The following is a 21289-nucleotide window of genomic DNA, read 5'->3' as shown; positions in this document are numbered from 1 at the left end:
GGGGCATCATGAACATCAGCACATTCAACGCATTTAAAAGCCGTAATTACCGGCTATACTTTACAGGGCAATCCATCTCCCTCATTGGCACATGGATGCAGAAAACAGCCGTTAGCTGGGTCATTTACTCCCAGACCCATTCTAAATTTATGCTGGGCCTCACCCTCTTTGCCAGTATGTTCCCCTCTTTTGTGTTTTCCTTCCTTGGCGGTGTGGCATCAGACCGGTACAACCGTTATAAATTATTGCTGGCCACACAGATGGCTTCTATGATCCAGGCGCTTTTACTGACAATACTCATTTATTTTAAACATTACTCCGTATGGGAAATCATTGCGCTCAGCGCTTTTCTCGGTGTTATCAACGCTTTCGATGTGCCGGCCCGGCAATCACTCGTATATGAAATGGTGGATGATAAAGCAGACCTGCCCAATGCGCTGGCATTAAATTCTTCCATGGTAAATTTATCGCGGCTCATTGGCCCGGGTATTGCCGGACTTGCCTTGGAAAAATTCGGAGAAGATATCTGTTTCGGCTTAAACGCCATCAGCTTTATTGCGGTGATAGGTTCCCTGCTTCAAATGAAACTACCCGCTTACCAGCCAAAAGTACGCACTACCAACATAACGGACGAGCTGAGAGAGGGATTTACGTATATCCGGGAAACACCGGCCATTTCGCTGGTCCTCCTTACACTGGCCTCCATCAGCCTGCTGGTGCTCCCCTACACGACCCTGATGCCTGTATATGCCAAAGACATTTTTAAAGGCAACGCTTCTACATTTGGCGTGATAGACAGCGTTATCGGGCTGGGCGCCTTTTGCGGCGCTATTTTTCTCGCCTCCCTGAAGCCGGGGAAAAACCTGAGAAAGATCCTCGCCATCAACACACTTATCTTCGGCGCGGGATTAGTCCTGTTTTCCCATTCCACTTACTATCCTGTTGCGCTTGTATTCGCTACTATGGCCGGATTCGGAATGATGTCGCAAATCACCATCAGCAACACGCTTATACAAACAACAGTACACCCCTCCATGCGGGGAAGGGTGATCAGCTTCTATGCCATGGCATTTTTTGGAATGCAGCCGCTGGGTGGCCTGCTGGTGGGCGCCATGTCACAACTCATTGGCACTCCTAACACCGTGCTGCTCCAGGGCATCATCACCATCTGCATCGGCGGCCTGCTTTTCAGACGACTCTATATGGAACGCCCACTCGAAGTACCGGCACATTCCTGAATGACTTATATTTGAAAGTATGTTAACCATTTTCAAAACTTTACTGATCGCCTGCTGCGTTTTCCTTTGCTGCGGCACCCAAGCCCAAAATCTGCAGGGCGTATGGAAAGGATATACCGCCATCGACTACGATGGATGGGCACAGATGGACGGCACCTATATACTGCAAATCATAAAAACCGACAACGGCCAATATACCGGCACTGCCTGGTTTCATGAAAATGATCAGCTGTTTGGCGAACTATCTGTAACGGGCGAACGAAAAGAGGAACAACAGAACTGGATCTTTAAAGAAATAAAAGTCAACAGCATTACCATCCCTAAAACATATCATACAAGCCTGGCAGAACTCACCCTGCGCTGGTTCAATATCGACGGCGAAATAGTGCTCCAGGGAAGCATTGTCAGCTACTCCACCTACAACAACAAAAAAGTTCACGCGAGAAGGTTTATCCGGCTATCAAAGCTATCAGACCAGGAGATAACAGCGCTGCGCATACCCGGCAGCGGGAAAAAAATTGAACCGCAACCGGCGGATACGCCTGTTATCAATATCACTAAAAACTTGAATACCCCGCCTGCTGTTCCCGGTACAAGCCAACACAAGCCCATGGTAACAGATTCCATCGCTCTCAGCAGCCGTAAAAACCGCGTACAGGGCAGCTATGAAATCAGCAGTCCGGCTATCGAGATCAGTTTGTATGACTATGGTACGATCGACCACGACACTGTTACCGTTTTCTTCAACGGCAATAAAGTGGCCGACCGGCAGGAACTCAGCGCAAAGCCACTCCGGATACAACTCAGTGCCGACCCCGGCATCGAATACCAGGAACTGGTACTCCATGCCAACAACCTGGGCGATATACCACCCAATACCGCCAAAATGATCATTCTTACCAGCGATAAAAGATATGAACTAAGGGTCTCATCTTCAGAAACAGAAAATGCGATGATCCGTTTCCGTTATACCCCTGCAACAAACAAACGGTAACGGGCATACGTAGTTTCAGTGGCATTTTACCGCCGGTGATATAACATTTCCGCAGGTATGATATAATCATCTTTCATAGCTGCTTTAAGATAGATATCCTGCAGCCGCTCTCCCTTCTCCGGGCGGAAATATAATATCCGTATCGGGTAAAACCCTTTGTCCATCGGCAACATAAAGCTTTCACCCTCTCCGGCTTTAAAGTGCATGCCCAGCACCTGCTGATCACCTATATACACTTTTGAATAGTCATTCCCCGGCCCCATTTCAAAAATGTAATAGCCTGGCTCATCTATCGCTATGTGTCCTTCTTTTACAATCGCATAAGCATGTTGTGCAGGAAATTTATTAAGGTCAAAATCCTTTCCCGCAATGCCGGACTGTAATGGCTTCAGTTTGCGCAAATCCGGCATACTATCCCAGGCTCCTTCATAGTAGCGGAAATGCAGACCACCCGGCACTACGCCAGGCGGCTGAGCAATAGCCGGCAAAACAGTACCCATTTTAAAGCCCGCACCGACCGTTCTGTTATATTCTTCCCGCTTGCCGAACGACTGCAATATCACCTTTGTATCGCGGTTGATACGTAACATTGTCTCTTCTCCAGTGAGTTTAGGCGACAGCAACGTAGGCGCAGCACCATCTGTAGAATAATGAATATAGGTGTCCGCCATCAGGTTATAACAGTATAGTGCAAAAGGCTGATCCTTTAATACAATACCGTTGAATGGCTTGATCAGGATTTGCCTGCTGTCCAGGTAACCGCCTGTAGACGCATAAAAACCACCGTAAGAAAATTTAAGTCCATCCCAGAAGCCTTTAAAATTAGCAGAGTAATGCGTTTCATCAGTATAAGTAACAAACTTCCAATCAACACCGGCCGGAGCTTTGGCGCTGAGTATCCTGTTCATTTCACCCATGCCCATATACCGCAGCGGGCTGCCATCACGCCCCCCATAAAGAGCGTATTATGGAGATTACGCAGCGAATCAAATTTGTTAACCGCTAACTTGTTCAGGTAAAAATCATCCCACCACAAACTGGGCTCTATAGCGATATAGGAAGTAAAGAGATCCGGATCCGTTAAAAATGCATAAAATACAAACAGTCCTCCCAGCGAACCGCCAAATAAGGTATGCCCGCTATCTTTTGCCTTGTACCTGCTTTTCATAAACGGCATCAGCTCGTTACGAAGAAACAGCCGGAACCTGGCCGCGCCACCAGACCCGGGAAAGGTAGTAGTAGGTGTAAAGTCTCTGTCCCGCGTATTCGCCCCCTCTTTCTCAACATTCGTGATCCCTACCAGGATCGTGTTCTTGGGCATAAACCCTTCGTTCTGCAGGAAAGCGCCCTGTACGCGCAGGAAACGTGGTACATCATCGAGGCAGTAGATAATTTCATAACGGGTATCTGCCTGCGGATTGTAATTGACCGGGAATACCAGGTTGATCTTCCGCTCCTCGCCTAAAATGGTCGAATACAAAGAGTCCCTGACAGGCAGGTCCTGCGATTGGGAAACAAAAGGAACCCCAAAAGAGAGGATCACCAGGGAGATAAGCACCCTGAAAGCGTTGACGCGCATACGTTACTTTTTAATAAGCCTGTCTGTAAAATACTAATCCTTTTTCAACCGTCATACCCTCCACGGCCATTTCAGCACTTTGCCGCGTTGGGTATCCTACCCCGTCCTGAATGCCCTTCCGGTTCCAGTATGAACTAATTGTTAACCAATGAGGGATTTTCCATCCTGAAACGAATACATAGAAGAGGCAGCTGCACCAATTCATTTATCCCATCATTCAACTGTATAATTTTATGCGCAATTTTATCCCTGGCAAAATACTGTTACTGCTGGCCGGCGCCCACCTGTTCACCGTTTCCTGCAAAAAGAACAGGGACACGGCTCCGCAGAAATCGGAGAAGTACAGCCTGGTTACCGGCAACTGGCAACAAAAGGATATTGTATTTGCAGTGCCGGTAAAACTCGGCGGACAAAACATTCCCGCCGGCACCAGCATCATTGCCCTTGCTCCTTTGCTCGGGCCGGCAGGGGCCTTATTCACCTGCACGAAAACCAATACCTATAAATTTAATACGGATGGCAACTTTGTCATCGATGGCTGCACTGAACTGATATTGCCCAAAGCAGGCAATGCAGGCACCTGGAAACTGGATATACACGATGCGGTATTTTTGCTGACTTCACAAAAAGGAGATAATGACCCGCACTGGATCGAAAATGTGAGCGATTCTACGCTCGATCTTTCTATTACGGTTACCATTCCCGGAGTGGCCACGGCCCCGCTGGTACTAAAGTTGAAGAAATAACAGGGAGTCTAAAATAACAATAATATAATCAGTAATTCCTTGTATCTTGTTTAGGTCCATTAGATATTTGCGATCATTATGGAAAGTATCGTACAGGATATAAAGAATGGAAATATCGAAAGTTTTAAAATGATATACCAACAATATCATGCAAAACTTTATTTCTATGTTTTGAAATGTACACACTCCGTTTATCTCGCAGAAGAAACGGTACAACTATCGTTTATACTGCTTTGGGAAAGAAGGGAAAAACTGTCGGCAAACTTCAATATCTCCTCACAACTATTTCGTATAGCCAAAAGCGTGATGACCGATCTGCTGCGCAAACAACAGGTGCGGAATAAACACACCGAATCCATGATCCGGGAAACGCCCAACTGGCACATGGAAACAGATATTTCCGTAAAAGAGGAACTAAACCGCGTATATCATAGTATAGAACAATTGTCGCCCGTCAGGAAAAATGTGTTCAAGCTAAGCCGCTTTGAAGGATTGCCACACAAAGAAATTGCCCGGCAGTTATCCATCTCTCCAAAAACGGTAGAAAATCATATTGTACGCGCTATCCGGCAGTTAAAAGACTCCTTGCTATTACTCTTCTTCCTGATCATCTCCAGCCTGTTCTGATCTTTCCGGCAAACAATATTTACTAATTGTTAAGCAGTGAGGGATTTGCTGTTTTCAAACGAATACATAGATATGAAGCATCCAGCAACATTACTTGAAAAGTTTTTCCGGGGCGAATGCAGTGAGGCAGAGATACAGGTGGTAAAGGAATATATTATGCAACACCCGGAAGCGTTGCAGCCCTGGTTAACGGACGACAGCTGGCATTCGTTTCACCCGGACGCACAGCTCCCTGCCGATATTTCCGACAAAATGCTGGCAGTGATTGAAAGCCGTACCTGGCAAAAAAAGCGGGTAAGAACGATCTACTATAAGTGGATCGCTGCAGCCATCACCGGCGCGCTGTGTACCGGTCTTATCTGGACCGTTTATCAGCAGTTACCCGCCAAAAAAATAGCGGCAGTCCAACCAATAGCTGCACCGGCGGCCACACCCTTACCCTACCGGGAACAGGCCAACAACACCCGTAAAACAATGCCGCTCCGTTTAAAGGATGGCAGCGTAGTGGAGCTATCGCCTGGCAGCCGGATAAAATACCAGGAACCATTTGCCAACGCTAACCGGCATATATATTTATCAGGAGAAGCATTATTCAAAGTAGCTCCCGACAAAGAAAAACCATTTACCGTGTATACCGGTAACCTGGGCACCACCGCACTCGGTACCGTTTTTAAAATAACCGCGTGGAGCGGCAAAAAAGGCGCTGTGCGCGTACAACTGATCAGCGGTAAGGTAATGGTGCAACCAGACAGCATATGGCGACACAATGGCGGCAAAACAACCTACCTGCTGCCCGGCCAGGATCTGTCTTTTGACCCGGTGAAAATGATGGCTGTGGTGAGCCGGCAAAATAAAGCAGTAAATACAGCGAGCCAGAAAGTACCCGTCAAACCCGAAAATGAAATATTTACTTTCAGCAATGAGCCGCTGGCAAACATTTTCAGGTTAATGGCAAAAAAATATAACATCACCATTCAATACCAGGAAAATACGCTGACGGATATGAGTTTCACCGGCGTTTTCGATAACAGCAAAGAATCACTCAGCGATTTCCTGAACACCATCGGCACATTAAACAACCTTACTATTAAGCAAACAAATAATATTATTTACGTAACACAATAATCCGAACGTACTGTTCAATACTATAGCTATTGCATCCTTAAAAGGCTGCCTGTGGCTCCTTTTGCCTAAAAATGAAATACTATGCGCGTAAACATCCGACAATCCCGAAAAGGCCGTCACACCAAAGCGATCTGGTTGCTGCTGTTATCGCAGTGCTGCATAGGCAGCCTGCTGGCACAGCAAGCACACCCCGCCGCCATCGGCATCATTAAAAATGACAACAACGAAATTTTGCAGCATGTCATGGTAAGAGTGGAAGGCACCGGCAACACCGCAGTGGCCAATACCGTTACCAACGAAAAAGGTATCTTCTCCTTTGCCAAATTACCCGCGGGTGGCCCCTACCATTTTATTTTTACACATATCGGTTATAAAACAGATACCCTGAAAGGCTACACGATCAACGACTCCAGCAAGTTGTCGCTGTCGGTAGTCCTGAAAAAAAAAGTGGAAGAACTGGAACAGGTACTGGTAACCGCCCTCGGCATTAAAAGAGAAAAGAAAGCACTCGGCTATTCTGTAGAAGAACTGGGCGGCAAAGAGTTTAACAGGGTAACACAGGAAAACCTCTTAAACGCCATGTCGGGTAAAGTTGCCGGCGTAACCATCAACTCCACCGGCGGCGCCGGATCGTCGGTGAGTATGATTATACGCGGCGCCACCTCCCTCAGCAGCGATAACCAGCCGCTCTTTGTGGTCGACGGCGTACCGCTGGCCAATACCGTCAATAACGTGAGCCAGATCGGAAGAGACAATAAAGTAGATTATGGCAACGCCATTTCCGATATCAATATGGACAACATCGAAAGTGTGACGATCCTGAAAGGACCCAGCGCCGCCGCACTCTATGGCTCCCGCGCAGGAAACGGCGTGGTGCTGATTACCACCAAAACCGGGAAAAAAGTTGACCGCGTTACCGTTAATGCGTCCGTTAATACCGTGTTTGATATCCCCTATAAATTTTTGAAATGGCAAACCAAATTCGGCTCCGGACAATTTTCCGGTATCCCTGTATCCCGCAGCGGCAGCCTGCTCACCAACCCCTTCGGCACCATCATCTCCGAAAACATCGATGCTACCTTTGGCGCGGAGCTGGATATGGGATATGAAGAAGTGCAATGGAACAGTCCCAAAGATCAAAACGGCAAACCTATTCCCATGCCCCTGGTATCGCATAAGGATAACGCCAAAAATTTTGTCAATACCGGGATGACCACCACCACCGCCGTTTCTATTGCCAACAACAATGAAAAGATCGCTTACCGGGTAGGCTACGCCAACATGACCAATAAAGGCATTATCCCGAATACCGACCTGTTTAAAAATGCGCTGAACCTGAACTCCAGTCTGCAGGTAAATTCAAAATTAAGCCTGAGCACCAACGTAGATTTCAGCCGCACCAATTCCAACAACCGGCCGGCCGGCGATCGCGGCGCCAACCCGCTGCAGGCAGTATACAGCATTTCCCCGCATATCGATGTGCGCGATCTGAAAGATTACTGGATGCCCGGGCAGGAAGGGCTGCAACAACGTACCCAGGCCAATGGCGTATTTAATAACCCCTACTTCCTGGCATATGAAGTAAAGAATGCCTTTGTAAGAGATCGTGTATTCGGTAACGTTAGGGCCGACTGGAAAATACTGCCCTCCCTCACTTTCATGGCAAGATATGCACTGGATACCTACAATGAAAAAAGGGAGACAAAAATTGCCAACAGCTATCTGAATAATCCCGGTGGCGCCTATGGTATCATTAACCTCAGCAACTATGAGCGTAACATCGATGTACTGCTGACCTATAAAAAAGAAATCCGCGATATCGACTTCACTATTTCCGCAGGCGGCAACAAACGCTATCAGACAGGAAAAAATATTGTAACCGCTACTAAAGACGGTACCGGGCTGAATACGCCGGGTGTATATACGATCCAGAACATTGCCCCGCAGAACCTCAACTATAACAGTACGATGTATGAAAAAGGGGTGAACAGCATATACAGCATGCTCAACATCGGCTACAAAGGCATGGCCTACCTGGATGTAACCGGTCGTACCGACTGGTCCAGTACCCTGCCGGAAGCAGCTGCCTACTTTTATCCTTCGGCATCGCTGAGTTTACTGATCAACGAAATGGCGGGTATCACCAGCGATAATATTAACCTCATCAAAATAAGAGGCGGCGCCGCCCAGGTGGGTAACGACGCCTCGCCTTACCAGCTGCTGGGCACTTTGTACGATGCCGGCGCCTGGGGTAACATCCCGCGGCTTACTACTTCCGGCACCCTGCTCAATCCTTTTCTGAAACCTGAAATAGCTACCTCCTATGAAGGCGGCTTAGATGTAAACCTGTTCAGGAACCGACTCCGGCTGGCAGCTACCTACTACATGGTGGAAAACAAAAACCAGATCTTCAGCCCAAAAACGCCGCCATCGTCCGGCTACTCTTCGCGTAACATCAACGCCGGTTTACTGAGAAGCAGGGGCATTGAGCTGACACTGGGCGGTACACCCCTGCTGCGCAAAAACTGGCGCTGGGATATCAACGCCAACTTCACCCGCAACAGAACAAAAATTATTTCCCTCCCCGATGACCTGCCTTACTACACCCTTTGGGAAGAAGGTAAAGGCGGCGCATGGACATATGTAGGAGAAGACATCGGCGATATTTACGATGCACAGGTGGTAACCGTAACCGATAAATCATCTCCCTATTATGGTTACCCGATACTGGACAATACAGGTAAGTGGCAAAGTATAGATGCCATCAACACCCGTAATAAGATCGGCAACTTTAACCCCAATTTTATTATGGGCCTGCAAACGTCGGTTACCTATAAAAACTTTACACTGAGCATGACCTTCGACTGGAGAAACGGCGGCGATTTTGTATCGCAAACCTACCGCTACGGCGAAGAAAAAGGCAATTCACAATTATTTCTTGATAAACTCACCAACCCCGGCAATATGAAGGGACAGGAGCTAAGGGATTACCTGGTGAGCCACCAGGATGAACTGATCATTCCCGGTGGCAATAAATTTCCGCTGGTGGGTGGCCCTACACCGGAATACAATGGCTATCCGTTTGCATACGGTCCTTATGTACTGCCATACGGCGGCGTATTCATCCCCGGCGTAAGAGCCAAAGGATATGATGCTAATGGTAACCCTACCGGCTATACGGAAAATCTCGGCGGACCAGGAACACTTACACTGCCTTATGCCGGCAGTACCGCCTGGTCATTTACCAGGGCCTTTCTTTTCCCGGCTTCGTATCTTAAGCTGCGGGAAGTATCGTTGTCTTACGAACTGCCCCGTAAATTCATAGCGGCCGCTAAAATACAAAACGCCAGTATCGCCGTTTACAGCAGGAACATCATTTTATGGACAGCGGCAAAAATCGGTATAGATCCGGAAAATGCCTACCAGCCCTCTACCAGCGTTCAGGGCTCGGGCATGCAGTTTATGCAGGGCATTGAAAGATATAATGTAACACCCTGGTCAATACCAATGGGCGCTAAACTGAATGTAACTTTTTAACAGCTCATTTAACTACTGCAACATGAAAACAGTTACTAAATCAATGATACTTTGTCTTGGGTTGTTAGGTGCAACGGTGTCGTCGTGCAAAAAGGACCTGATGAAATTAAACGAAAACCCCAACGGCTCCAATCCGGCTACCATCAACCCCAACCTGGTATTATCCACTGTATTGACACAGGCAGGTATAGAAATCGTTACCCTCGGCTACCAGGACATGGCAGGTGTGATGCAGCATACGCAAAAAGATGGCTGGACCAGCACCCACAATGAATACGACTGGGGTGGTTCCAACAGCTGGACCAACTACTACGATATTCTCCGGAATAACCAGCTGGTGTACAACCGGGCTGTGATCCTGCAAAATGAATTACAGCAGGGCGTTTCGCTGGTGATGAAATCAATGATGTTCGGATTAATTACCGATCTGTGGGGCGATGCGCCTTATTCCCAGGCGTTAAAAGGAGAAGAAGGAGGCAGCAGCACCACCCCGGTATACGATCCGCAAGAGGCTATTTATACCGGCATCCTGGCCGATCTTGAAAAGGCAAATACCTTATTATCCAAGCCGAAAAGCGCCTATCCGGCTGCTATTGACGCAGTAGATGTTTATTACCAGGGCGATCCGGCCAAATGGCGTAAAATGGCTAACTCCCTGGCCCTGCGTTATTACATGCGTTTGTCGGAAAAGTTACCCGCCATCGCCAAAGCAGGCATCGAAAAAATAGTGGCCAGTCCCACGCAGTATCCCATCATCACCGATGCAGCCGACGATGCCACCATGTCGTTTCCCGGCAACAGTAATGCCGACTCCTGGCCGGCCAACGTATTGTATGATACCGACAGCAGCAACTACCGGAGATTGAAAATGTGTAATACGCTGGTTACTTCCCTGCAGGCGTTGAACGATCCGCGCCTGGGTATCTGGGCCAATAAAGTACAATGCTTTTTACTGGTAGATGATACCAAACCACCCGGTACCGGCAACAATTATAAACCAGTGGACACCGTAGTAGCTGGTGAAAACAGGAAGGTAAGATATGTTTCGCCGGATGTACTCACTTCAAAGGGACTTACCATCAACGATATTAACCAGAACGTTGACTATGTAGGCCTTCCTCCCGGTATCGCAGGGCCGGCTGTATACAATCTAAGTCCCGATGCCGCACAGGGCGCCCGAAATCCGCATGTGTCATGGCTCAATGATATCTACAGGCAGGCCAAAGGTCCCCTGCTGAAAGCCAGGCTGATTTCTGCAGCAGAAGTACACTTTATCCTGGCCGAAGCATCGGCGGTGAAGGGTTGGGCTGCCGGTGATGCAGAAACGCATTATAAGGCCGCTATACAGGCTTCTTTTAGTGTATGGGGAGTGAGCAGCAGCCTGAATACTTATCTTGCCCAGCCAAACGTTAAATTCAATCATACACAACAACAGATCATTGAACAAAAATGGATTGCCAGCTGGACAGCCGCCACGGAAGCCTGGGCCGATTATAAAAGAACCGGTTACCCGGTATTACATGCCGGCGCATATGCCAAAGGCCCGGTGGTACCCGTTCGTCTGTATTACATGCTGGAAGAAAGAAACCTGAACAAAGCCAATATTGCCACAGCCATGGATCACCTGGAAGTAACCACCTATTCTTCCTTTGGCGCTAATGGCGCCAAAAACAGTCCCTGGTCCAAACCCTGGATAATCCGGGGTACCGGCAAACCCTGGTAAGTATTACTTTTACAACACTCAACCCGATAAATTAATTGATCCGCATATGAAGCAACTATTTAAAACAACGGCGCTGTTATTTGTAAGCCTGTTTTTACTGATACCCGCATTTGCCCAGCAAGCCGTTACACCCGACAATGCGCTGAAAAGCTACCTGAACAACGGCGACAACTCCTTTCACTGGGAGCTTAAAGATTCGTTCAACCTGAACCAGGTAAAAGCATACAGCATCCTGCTCACCTCACAAAAATGGCGGCAATACACCTGGACACATCAACTTACCATTTTTGTTCCGCCACATGTAAACTATGATGCCGCATTACTGTTCATCACCGGCGGCTCAGTAAAAGAAGGACTTCCCAACTGGAACGGCGCCAAAGATGAACTGTACCAGCAGATGGCAGTGGTAGCCAACACCAACAATGCCGTGACTGCCGTACTGCGGCAAACACCCAACCAACCGCTCTTTAAAAATCTCACGGAAGATGCACTCATCTCCTATACCCTGCATAACTTTAAAGAGGATGGCGACTATACCTGGCCTTTGCTTTTCCCAATGGTAAAAAGCGCCGTGCGTGCCATGGATGTAGTGCAAGGTTTTGCGAAAGAAAAACTGTCGCAACCCGTTAACCGCTTCCTCGTATCCGGCGCCTCCAAACGGGGCTGGACCACCTGGCTGACCGGCGCCAACGACACCCGCGTTACCGCCATTGCACCGATGGTGATCGATGTGCTGAATATGCCCGTGAGCCTCGATTACCAGATCAAAACCTGGAAAGAATACAGCATACAGATCGAAGACTATGTAAAGCTGGGCATCCCGCAAACCGCCCATACCAGCCAGGGGCAGGCTATCAATACCATGATCGACCCCTATTCTTACCGCCGGTTTCTCACCATGCCCAAAATGATATTCATGGGTACTAACGATGAATATTGGGTAGTAGATAATATCAAGAATTATTTAGACAGCATCCCGGGTAAAAACCTGCTGAACTATACACCCAATGCAGGGCATAACCTGGGCGATAAACAACACGCCTTCGAAGGACTCAGCGCTTTCTTTGGCGCCACGCTTAACCAACAAACGTATCCCGACTGCAGCTGGTCCACCCGGACCAAACGCGGCAAAGTAAGATTAACCGCACAGGCCACCGCCGACAAACTCGTAGACGTAGTGTTATGGTCCGCCAACTCGGAAGACCTGGATTTCCGCAATGAAAAATGGTCATCGCAGAGCCTGGGGAAAGCGCATCAGTCGACCGTAAAAATAACCACCCCGCTGCCCGCCAATGGCTACCGTGCTTTTTATGTAGACCTTAAATACACGAATCCCACAGGCGGCACCTATACCGTGAGCACCCGCGTATTTGTAACCGATACCAAAAAGATTATTTAACCCGGGATACGCATGAAAGGAATATTCTTGTTTGCAGGAGCACTTATTTTTATCCATACCGCAGCTGCGCAGCAACATGCTGCGCAGCTGCCGGTCACCAAAAATAAATTCGTGGTCATTGCCCATCGCGGCAACCATGTAAACGTGCCGGAAAACACCGTAGCCGCGGTAGAAGCTACTATACAGGCCGGCGCAGACTATGCCGAACTGGACCTGCGTACCACCAGGGACGGGAAACTGGTGCTCATGCACGACGCCACCGTAAACCGTACCACCAACGGTAAAGGCAAGGTATCAGATCTTACCCTGGAAGAAATTAGAAAATTAGTGGTGAGCAGTAAAGATGGAAAAACATACCAGGTACCCACATTTGAAGAAGCGCTGAATGCCGCCAGAGGCAAGGTGAATATCTACCTGGATTTTAAAGAGGCGGATGTAACAACAACTGTGCAACAGCTAAAAGCGGCAGGTATGGAAAAGCAGGTGGTGGTATACCTCAATAAAGAAACGCAGTATGCTCCCTGGCAAAAAACAGCACCGGCCATACCATTGATGAGCAGCGTACCCGATGAGGTAAAAACGCCGGAGCAGTTACAGTTGCTGCTGGGCAAAATACATCTTTCCATATTGGATAATGTAACCGATAGCGCTATGCTCACTATTGCCCGCAAACTTCACGTAGCCATATGGCTCGATGCGCAAACACCTACCGAAGGTCCGGCCGAATGGGATGCCGTACTCCGCAAAGGTGTACAGGGTATACAAAGCGATCACCCCGAAGCGCTGGTGAACTACCTGAATAAAAATCACCTGCGGGATGGTATCATCTTCCGCTGATGGCGGAATGAAAATACTACCATCCCTTATTGATGCAAGCCTCTCTTACGCAGGTATGCCAATAGTTTTTCCGGGAAGTCTGTCTGGATAACATTGGCATACTTTGCGTCTTTCAGCCGCTGATCAAAGCCGCCGCCTTCCGCTTGTTTTTCCATGTTATCATATTTTCCAAGGGCATTGATCCAGATTCTTGTACCACCGGCAGTGATGCGCTGCATCAGCGAGTCCGTATAAAAAGCATCATCAATATGGATAACAGGAAATTTAGCCATCCCCATTATCTCAGTTACTTCTGCCACACTGTGGGCCCGCGGCATCACCGGTAACTTCGCGTCCCAGGCCAGCAGCTGTTTGGCAAAAGGATGTTCGTAAATAAAGAACAATACCTGGTCTTCCATATTATGCGCCCTGATCAGCTCCACCGCCTGTTTTGCTGCCGCTTCGGTGTCGGCTTTAAAGTCCACATCCACCATTATTTTTCCTTTGGTTAGCTGCAGCAACGCTTCAAACGTCGGGATCTTTTCTGTAGTAGGTTGCCCGTTGTACAATAGCGGAAACTGCTGCAGTTCCTGGTAAGTATAGTCTGTTACTTTACCGGGCTGACCAGTGGTGCGGGTAATTTTTTCATCATGCATGATCACCAGTATATGATCTTTTGTTTCCCGCACATCTATTTCTGCGATATCAATACCCTGTTCCATCGCTTCTCTCACAGCAGCCAGGGAGTTTTCAGGATACCGGGTATGAGCAGCGCGATGGGCCGCCACCATGATATGCTCCGGATGATGGTAAAATTCATCGGTAATGGCATCTACCGGGCGGGATTGCTGTGCGCGAACCGCCAGGGAAGCCCCGCATAGCAGTAACATCATCAGGTATTTCATTTCATAAGTATTTGCAGTTAAGATACAACAAAGGAATTTTTATAACGATGTAATCAATTAAAAATAACATTGATTTCTTATGTGCTGCTGCCTACTCAAAAATCTTATCGATCTGTTGCCCGGGGTTCTCCAGGAACTCCTTCACACTGCAAAGTTCCCTGACATCATCAGGTTAGCCAGATCCGTTAATACTGCCGTTGGTCCAAATAAATTCATGCGTGGTGGTATTGATGATAATGTTTAAAGATACACTTCAATTTTATTGGATACCCGAAAAAGCATAACTTAAATGCGGCCGCCTTACTTTTTGGTAGGCCCTTGATTTCAACGTTTAACCTTTTTAGCTTTATTCAAAAAAGATGACCAACAAAAACATTCCAACATTATATGAATGGGCCGGCGGAATGCCGGTATTTGAAAAACTGATGATCAAATTTTACGACAAAGTTTTGCAGGACGAGCTGATTGGCCCGGTGTTTAAACATATGTCGCCCGAACACCAGCGGCATGTTGCCCATTTCATCGCCGAAGTATTTGGCGGTCCTAAGTTATACAGCAGTGGCGAAGGATCACATGCTGCCATGATCATGAAACACCTGGGAAAACATCTCACAGAGGCCCACAGAAAAAGATGGGTGGAGTTGCTGATCGCCACGGCAGATGAACTGGATCTGCCGGCAGATCCGGAATTCCGTTCTGCTTTTGTAGCGTATATAGAATGGGGTACGCGTATCGCCGTTATCAACTCAAACGAAACCGGTGTTACCATGAACCCGGATGAACCAATGCCCAAATGGGGCTGGGGGGAGCCCGGCGGACCATACCAGCCATGAGTTGATTCACTGAAAAACGGGCTGGTACTTCCTTGGTTGGTACCAGCCCGTTTCCCTTATCTTTAAATTTGAATTTTGCCGGAAATATCCTAACTTTAAAATACACCCCATTTAACAATAATTTGTTTTTAGAAAACCTCAAAATAATGACGTAAAGAATGGACCCCAAAAGAGCGGATTTTTCTGGTTTATATTGAATGACAGCTTCACCAAAAGGCCATCAATATAAATAAGGCGATCGATTCAGGCACTATAGTCGTTACTATCTCAAAGCACAAAACTTTGAAACAGCAGTTGTATACACCACCTCCGGTAGATATCGGCTCCCTTTTCTCCATATTTAAGGATAAATATGCAGGTTATCGCATTGTTTCCATGCCACCAGGCTGGCGGGAAAAAGAAGAAAGCGATTTTACTTTTGTCCTTTTTAATGAAGAACCGGATGAACAGGAGCTGCGCGATTTTTTCCGCATCGCCACCGAACATCAACTCCCTAATCCAAGGCCCATCAGCAGGAAAATGCTGGAGTTATCGTCGCTTTTTCATCCCCTGTTCTTTGAACGATTCCTGGAAGAAGTGCGCTACCACCCTTTGGATGCAGCCTATACTGGGTTTATCCAATCGCTCAAAACCTATCATGCCATATTACCGGTCAATAGCGGCTCCTCCGTAGGCACCAACCGGTATTACCTGCAGTCACTGCTTTTCCTGGCCGGATGCACCCTGAGCGCCGCTATCATACAAAACCGTTTTACAGAAGCCACTATACAAAGTAAGCTCGATCGTTTGTGGCAGGTATCTTTTTACCTGGAATCACTGGAGATAGATATCATCAGTAAGGAGGCATTACAGCAATTTGTGCTGCAGTACGGCTACGCCACCGATATCCCTGCTTTTGACAGGATCAGTGCCATCAAACAGATGTATGGCCGCCTGCTCACGGCACTGAGCAAGGGCGTTACCACCACTCCGCTGCTGGTAAAGGAAAGCAGGCTTACCTCCGCACAACAGGAGCGTTTCGGATTTGCACCCTATCTCCGGAACCTGCTCAGCGATAACCTGCTGGCCATTTTTGTTTACGGTTCATCTGTTACCAGTCAGCATTTCGCAGACTATGATGTGATCCTCTACGTAAAAGATACCGGCAGCGCATTGCTGGCATTAAGCGGGAAAAATCCTTCTTATAATGGTGTGGATATTAATATCAGCGTATATGACGAGGAAGATTTTTATGGCTTCCAGTCCCTGTCGGGCGACAATCTCGATCAGCATGTGCTGTGTCTTTACGGGGAAGCAGTGATACCGGTTAAACCGCCGCATGAACTGCTGTACCGCAACTTCAGCTTCGGGTATGTACGCATGCGGCAACTGTTGGGTATGGCCGGGTTCCTCGCCAAAGAAGGAACCCATTCCGGGCTGGAAGGCAAAGCCAACCTGTACCAGTATTTTATAAAGATACCCATGCACATTGCCAAAGGGATGCGGGCAGCCATGCAGGACCCCAACAGCAAGGAACTGATCAATCAATGGACCAAAAGCACACTGGATTATGCAGTGGAAGAACAAATAACCCTCTGCGAAAGCGGGCAGCCCTGGCAGGCCATTTCCAATGCTTATGCCGCTACCCTGAAATTATTATATGTACTCAATGATACCTATCACGCTTTCGTATATGTATCACCGGAAGTACCGGAATTTTTACGCTAAAAGATAAAGCACCCCAATATGATCACCATCGGAATAATCAACAATTGCAGCGCCCGGAAAGGAAAGCAGGTGGCCTATGCCATACAGCAGCTGCGCCACCTGGACTTCGACATCACCATGATGGAACCCGGTGCTAAAGCTACCTACGATAAGTACCTGGTAATGGAAGACAACAGGACCCGGGTAACGGATGACCAAACTATTTTAGTGGAAGATGACGCCACCGAAGAAATTATCGCAGAACTGCTGCTGCAGAAACTGCCCTTCGACTTTGAACAGTTGCCCTTACTGGTGGAAGGAGAAAGTAAGATCATCAAATACTGGACACCAAAAGTAGTGATCGAAAAATTTAAACCCACGGTTTATTCGTATACACATAACCGTTATGGACTGGTAGATGGCACCGACGCCATCCGCATAAAATTTACTACAGCTGTATACCGTAAAATGGTGGTGGAAGGAAAAAACAAACCCTTTGCACCCGCCAGCGCCTTCCTCGCTGAAATAGAAAATGAACAGGGATTGTTTATTGTACAACGACTGGTAGATACCTGCAACATAGAAACCAGGATCAAAAGATATCATATAGGTTCTCCCGTACACCGGTATCTCTACACCGCCCAATACCCTTCTACCCTGCCGGATCAAGCACCGGTTATATCCTGGACACGCTTTGAAAAACCGGTGGTTTGTTTCGACTGGCGCCATCCGCTTACCGATGAAAATGATAAACGGCTGGCCGACGAACCTATCTCCGACGACTACGCCGCCCTCTGGATACTGGATGTACCTTTCGCCAAAAAAATGGCGCTGGAAACATTTCTCTGGCTGGAAGATATGTTCTTCCAATCAGGGATCACGCTGATCGACATGTGCATTTTTATAGACCGCAGCGGCCGGATTATTTACGGGGAGATCAGCCCCGACTGTATGCGGATCCGCTGGAACAGCCGTCACCCCGAACAGGCCGAATCTATGGACAAAGACCTCTGGCGCAAAGGGGCGGCACCGGAAAAGTTATACGAGAATTACGAAAAAGCCTATTCCTCTATGTTCAATACACCCGGGGTAGCGGCCTATCCCGGCAATATATCTCACTAAAAAAATAAAAACATGGCTACTACATTCAAAGAAAACCTGAGCAGCAGGGCTATTTCACCTGCCGGCATGATCACCCTTCCTCCCACTGCGCGGAAGCTGCTGAAATTCGAAAAAGGACAGGGCAAGCGTATAGGCTTTGCCGTAGAAAAGGACAAAGTAGTTATCTATCCAACGGCTACGGATAAACGCCCTTCCAAAGCGGCATCCGCAAGAGGACTGATAAAGCTGAACCGCGCAGCAGGCGCCATTCTCAAAGCTGGCCAGAAAGGCCCGGGGAAATACCAGGTAAAACTGGATGAAAGAGAAGGTAATGTACAGTTACTCCCCCGTCAATAAAATAGCGGTAAAAGAAGTATGAGTAATACACAGGGGCCACTGATACTGGCCATAGACGGACATGACGGCGCCGGTAAAACCACGATGGCGACCTTACTGGCACAGGAAACCGGGGGTACCTACCTCCGTCCCTTCGGAGGAAAAACAGGCGCCGCCCTGATCGATTCAGCAGAAAAAAAAGATTTTCAACGGGTGGCCGACCTGGGAAAAGCGGCCATCAATGCACTCCTGCAGGAAAACAAACACCAGGAAATACTGGTGTTCGACCGGCACTGGATGACCATCTTCACCCTGATCCCTTCTTCCTTCTGGAAGGACTGGCTGCCCGTTCCCCCCACCACGCTCTGTTATGCGGACATTGACACCACCCTGCAGCGATTGGGAGAAAGGACAGAAGAAAAATATACCACGGCTTATCATACCGCCTACCAGGAACAATATTTAAGTATCGGGAAACAGTTTGGCGCAAATATTCTCAGAACAGATCAGTACAGCAGGGAAGAATGTTTGGCCAGACTGCTCGATTGGGCTACTAATTTATAAGATATGCAGCTGCATCCTCCGGGTTTACACGGCATCCCTGGCAAACCCCTCACGATCGCCATCGGAAAAGGACGGGGATTTACCGAATCCCTGTCATCCCTTAAGATGCCGGACACCCCGTCCATGCACAGCTTCTGGAAAGGGGAAGTACCGGTATACCATGATATTACCGCCAATATAACGCTGGCGACTGTACGCAGCCGCGATATGTCCTGGATGCTGGAACAGGGACATATAGACGTTGCCATTGGCAGTAGCGTATGGTTCCGGGAATACCACTTCGCCGCGCTGTATTGCCTGCTGCAGTTGCCATTGCAGCCATGCCGCCTGTCGGTGATCGCTCCCAGGCTGATTCCTCTCTCACATATAAAAACGATCTGTACAAAATTTGACGCCATTACGCAACAGTATATGGCTGCCAATAACATGTCGGCACGCATCATCCATATGGAAGGCGCTCATGAAGCCGCCTTATTCCTCCACATGGCAGATGCCATCGCAGATGTGATTGAAACCGGCCGTACCATTAAGCGGATGGGATTCTGTGAACTGGATTGCATAGCGCCATTGAGCCACGAAATATGGACCCGTAAAGCAGATACCGTTTCCCGGGAAAGATTATTATCCAGGCTGCAACTGGCTGTCTACTGATCTGCCATGACCCCGGCGGGAGCCGGTGTACGATGCTGTATCCTCTCCTTCTTTTTCCCAAGCACCTTTTGCCGGAGTTTCAAAAACGGCGCTTCTACTGCTTTATTCAGGATTAAAGCGGCAACTACGGCCGCAAGGAAACAAAGCGCAAACATGATATTACCCTTTGCATCCAGTCCTGTTTTTTCCAACACCGGCTGTAACAGGTGGATCACTCCCTTATGTGATAAATACATCGCAAAAGACAATTTGGCCAACAGGGCCGTGATACGGCTGTTATACCGGTACAAAAAGCAGGAAGGACTTACAGCGGCAATTACCAGCAATCCATAACCTGCGGCAATCAAAGGGTAACCAAAAATGGAGGCATAAAAACTATGTTGATCCTCCACCAAAAACCAGGCGCCGGTCAGCACCACTATACCTATGCCCAACATGAGATTACCCCGCCGGATGACCTTTTCCTTTATCACAGGCCTGAAGGCAAACAATGCCGCAATAGCAACACCGGCCAGCAGGCCGTCAAGCCTCGTATAGGTAGGATAGTACATATGCTTGTACCAGGTGATCCAAAAATCATCTGCACCAAGCCGGGGTGCTATAAACTGGTACCAGCAATACAAACGCACGAGAAATCCAAAAACAAATAATGCCGGCAGTAATAACCAGCCTTTCTTCCGGATACCGGAACGGCTCACGGCCACCAACACCAGCGGAAAGAAAAGGTAAAAATGTTCTTCCACGCAAAGCGACCATACATGCGAAAAAGTGCCGAATTGCTTTATGTCGAAACCGAAGTTCTGTGTAAAAGTTAAAAACTTCCAGAGCGGTGGTAATGCTTCTCTTTCATGAAAAGCGGGAAACAGGAAATAAATGGCGAGCACCACGAAATAAGCCGGCAGTATCCTGAAAATTCTTTTGATATAAAATTCAGAAACAGCTATCTTCTTTCCCTGCACCATGATGGCAAATAACTGCGATGATATCAGGTAACCACTCAGCACAAAAAACAAATCCACCCCCGTCCATCCAAATCCAATCATTTTATCGAGCCACCCGGGATGCCCGAACATGCGATAGTGATAAAATAATACCATGGTAATAGCCAAAGCCCGCAGATGGTCGAGTCCGATCAGCTTTCCGTTGTGGGTCGTCGTTGCAGTATGTGTCATAAAAATAAGGTCCGTGCGCTCCGTGGATATTCCTTTTTTCACATGACGTAAAACCGGACGGGATAAAGATAAAATTTAATTTGTTATATTCAGGACGACGAATTAATTTGTGTACACAATCATATCTGGAATACTGTTAACCAATTCAACAACATACGCAACCCGCTTGTCAACAGCCTGAGAAAAAAGACTGAAAAACCAATACAACGAACCAATAATGACAGGGCCCTGAGTTGTTTCAGAAAACATCAGAAATG

At 47.9% G+C, this 21289-nt stretch carries 19 protein-coding genes; 15 read left to right on the top strand and 4 right to left on the bottom strand.

Annotated features, from left to right (window positions below; translation table 11 throughout):
- Window positions 1-8: 8 nt before the first annotated feature.
- Together KE626_RS12300 and KE626_RS12295 are read left to right on the top strand one after the other, a co-directional pair.
- Window positions 9-1238, top strand: coding sequence for an MFS transporter (locus tag KE626_RS12300; RefSeq protein WP_211973204.1), 1230 nt, complete (start codon window positions 9-11; stop codon window positions 1236-1238).
- Window positions 1239-1257: 19 nt separating this feature from the next.
- On the top strand, window positions 1258-2232 hold the full coding sequence (locus KE626_RS12295) for a hypothetical protein (protein WP_211973203.1): 975 nt from the start codon (window positions 1258-1260) through the stop codon (window positions 2230-2232).
- Between the two features lie 26 nt (window positions 2233-2258).
- Here KE626_RS12295 and KE626_RS12290 read toward each other — a convergent pair whose 3' ends face one another.
- Together KE626_RS12290 and KE626_RS12285 are read right to left on the bottom strand one after the other, a co-directional pair.
- Window positions 2259-3140, bottom strand: coding sequence for a hypothetical protein (locus KE626_RS12290; RefSeq protein WP_211973202.1), 882 nt, complete (start codon window positions 3138-3140; stop codon window positions 2259-2261).
- The gene (locus KE626_RS12285; RefSeq protein ID WP_211973201.1) at window positions 3137-3811 is read right to left on the bottom strand and encodes an alpha/beta hydrolase; all 675 of its coding nucleotides are present in this window, start codon (window positions 3809-3811) and stop codon (window positions 3137-3139) included. Before KE626_RS12285 ends, KE626_RS12290 begins: the two co-directional genes overlap by 4 nt.
- Window positions 3812-4044: 233 nt before the next feature.
- On the opposite strand from KE626_RS12285, the gene KE626_RS12280 reads away from it, so the two are divergent.
- The 7 genes from KE626_RS12280 to KE626_RS12250 all read left to right on the top strand — a co-directional run bounded on the left by KE626_RS12280 (window position 4045) and on the right by KE626_RS12250 (window position 13805).
- A complete protein-coding gene (locus KE626_RS12280) occupies window positions 4045-4557 on the top strand; it encodes a hypothetical protein (RefSeq protein ID WP_211973200.1) in 513 nt (170 codons plus the stop codon).
- 78 nt (window positions 4558-4635) lie between these two features.
- The gene (locus KE626_RS12275; RefSeq protein WP_211973199.1) at window positions 4636-5184 is read left to right on the top strand and encodes an RNA polymerase sigma-70 factor; all 549 of its coding nucleotides are present in this window, start codon (window positions 4636-4638) and stop codon (window positions 5182-5184) included.
- A 72-nt stretch (window positions 5185-5256) separates the two neighbouring features.
- Window positions 5257-6309 carry a FecR family protein gene (locus tag KE626_RS12270; protein WP_211973198.1) on the top strand — a complete coding sequence of 351 codons (1053 nt, stop codon included), beginning with the start codon at window positions 5257-5259 and terminating at the stop codon, window positions 6307-6309.
- Window positions 6310-6390: 81 nt separating this feature from the next.
- A complete protein-coding gene (locus tag KE626_RS12265; RefSeq protein WP_211973197.1) occupies window positions 6391-9846 on the top strand; it encodes a SusC/RagA family TonB-linked outer membrane protein in 3456 nt (1151 codons plus the stop codon).
- 22 nt (window positions 9847-9868) lie between these two features.
- Window positions 9869-11569: a SusD/RagB family nutrient-binding outer membrane lipoprotein gene (locus KE626_RS12260; RefSeq protein WP_211973196.1), complete on the top strand. Its 1701-nt coding sequence runs from the start codon at window positions 9869-9871 to the stop codon at window positions 11567-11569.
- Between the two features lie 46 nt (window positions 11570-11615).
- Entirely contained in the window at window positions 11616-12968 is a 1353-nt protein-coding gene (locus KE626_RS12255; RefSeq protein ID WP_211973195.1) for a PhoPQ-activated pathogenicity-related family protein, read from the top strand.
- 12 nt (window positions 12969-12980) lie between these two features.
- Window positions 12981-13805 carry a glycerophosphodiester phosphodiesterase family protein gene (locus KE626_RS12250; RefSeq protein WP_211973194.1) on the top strand — a complete coding sequence of 275 codons (825 nt, stop codon included), beginning with the start codon at window positions 12981-12983 and terminating at the stop codon, window positions 13803-13805.
- Window positions 13806-13831: 26 nt separating this feature from the next.
- On the opposite strand, the gene KE626_RS12245 is transcribed toward KE626_RS12250, so the two are convergent.
- Window positions 13832-14689 carry a glycerophosphodiester phosphodiesterase family protein gene (locus KE626_RS12245; protein WP_211973193.1) on the bottom strand — a complete coding sequence of 286 codons (858 nt, stop codon included), beginning with the start codon at window positions 14687-14689 and terminating at the stop codon, window positions 13832-13834.
- A 359-nt stretch (window positions 14690-15048) separates the two neighbouring features.
- On the opposite strand from KE626_RS12245, the gene KE626_RS12240 reads away from it, so the two are divergent.
- The 6 genes from KE626_RS12240 (at window position 15049) to hisG (ending at window position 19860) form a co-directional block, all read left to right on the top strand.
- A complete protein-coding gene (locus KE626_RS12240; RefSeq protein ID WP_211973192.1) occupies window positions 15049-15522 on the top strand; it encodes a group II truncated hemoglobin in 474 nt (157 codons plus the stop codon).
- Between the two features lie 282 nt (window positions 15523-15804).
- A complete protein-coding gene (locus tag KE626_RS12235) occupies window positions 15805-17229 on the top strand; it encodes a hypothetical protein (RefSeq protein WP_211973191.1) in 1425 nt (474 codons plus the stop codon).
- Window positions 17230-17247: 18 nt separating this feature from the next.
- On the top strand, window positions 17248-18330 hold the full coding sequence (locus tag KE626_RS12230) for a phosphoribosylaminoimidazolesuccinocarboxamide synthase (protein ID WP_211973190.1): 1083 nt from the start codon (window positions 17248-17250) through the stop codon (window positions 18328-18330).
- A gap of 12 nt (window positions 18331-18342) precedes the next feature.
- On the top strand, window positions 18343-18666 hold the full coding sequence (locus KE626_RS12225; RefSeq protein ID WP_211973189.1) for a hypothetical protein: 324 nt from the start codon (window positions 18343-18345) through the stop codon (window positions 18664-18666).
- A gap of 18 nt (window positions 18667-18684) precedes the next feature.
- On the top strand, window positions 18685-19209 hold the full coding sequence (locus tag KE626_RS12220) for a nucleoside/nucleotide kinase family protein (RefSeq protein ID WP_211973188.1): 525 nt from the start codon (window positions 18685-18687) through the stop codon (window positions 19207-19209).
- A 3-nt stretch (window positions 19210-19212) separates the two neighbouring features.
- The gene (hisG, locus tag KE626_RS12215; RefSeq protein ID WP_211973187.1) at window positions 19213-19860 is read left to right on the top strand and encodes an ATP phosphoribosyltransferase; all 648 of its coding nucleotides are present in this window, start codon (window positions 19213-19215) and stop codon (window positions 19858-19860) included.
- Here hisG and KE626_RS12210 read toward each other — a convergent pair.
- Window positions 19854-21032, bottom strand: coding sequence for an acyltransferase family protein (locus KE626_RS12210; protein WP_211973186.1), 1179 nt, complete (start codon window positions 21030-21032; stop codon window positions 19854-19856). The genes hisG and KE626_RS12210 overlap by 7 nt on opposite strands.
- Between the last annotated feature and the right edge of the window lie 257 nt (window positions 21033-21289).

The organism is Chitinophaga hostae (assembly GCF_018224885.1).
Taxonomy (GTDB): Bacteria; Bacteroidota; Bacteroidia; order Chitinophagales; family Chitinophagaceae; genus Chitinophaga; species Chitinophaga hostae.
Note: the sequence above shows the minus strand (reverse complement) of the source record. Positions and strands in the feature narration are given on the sequence as shown.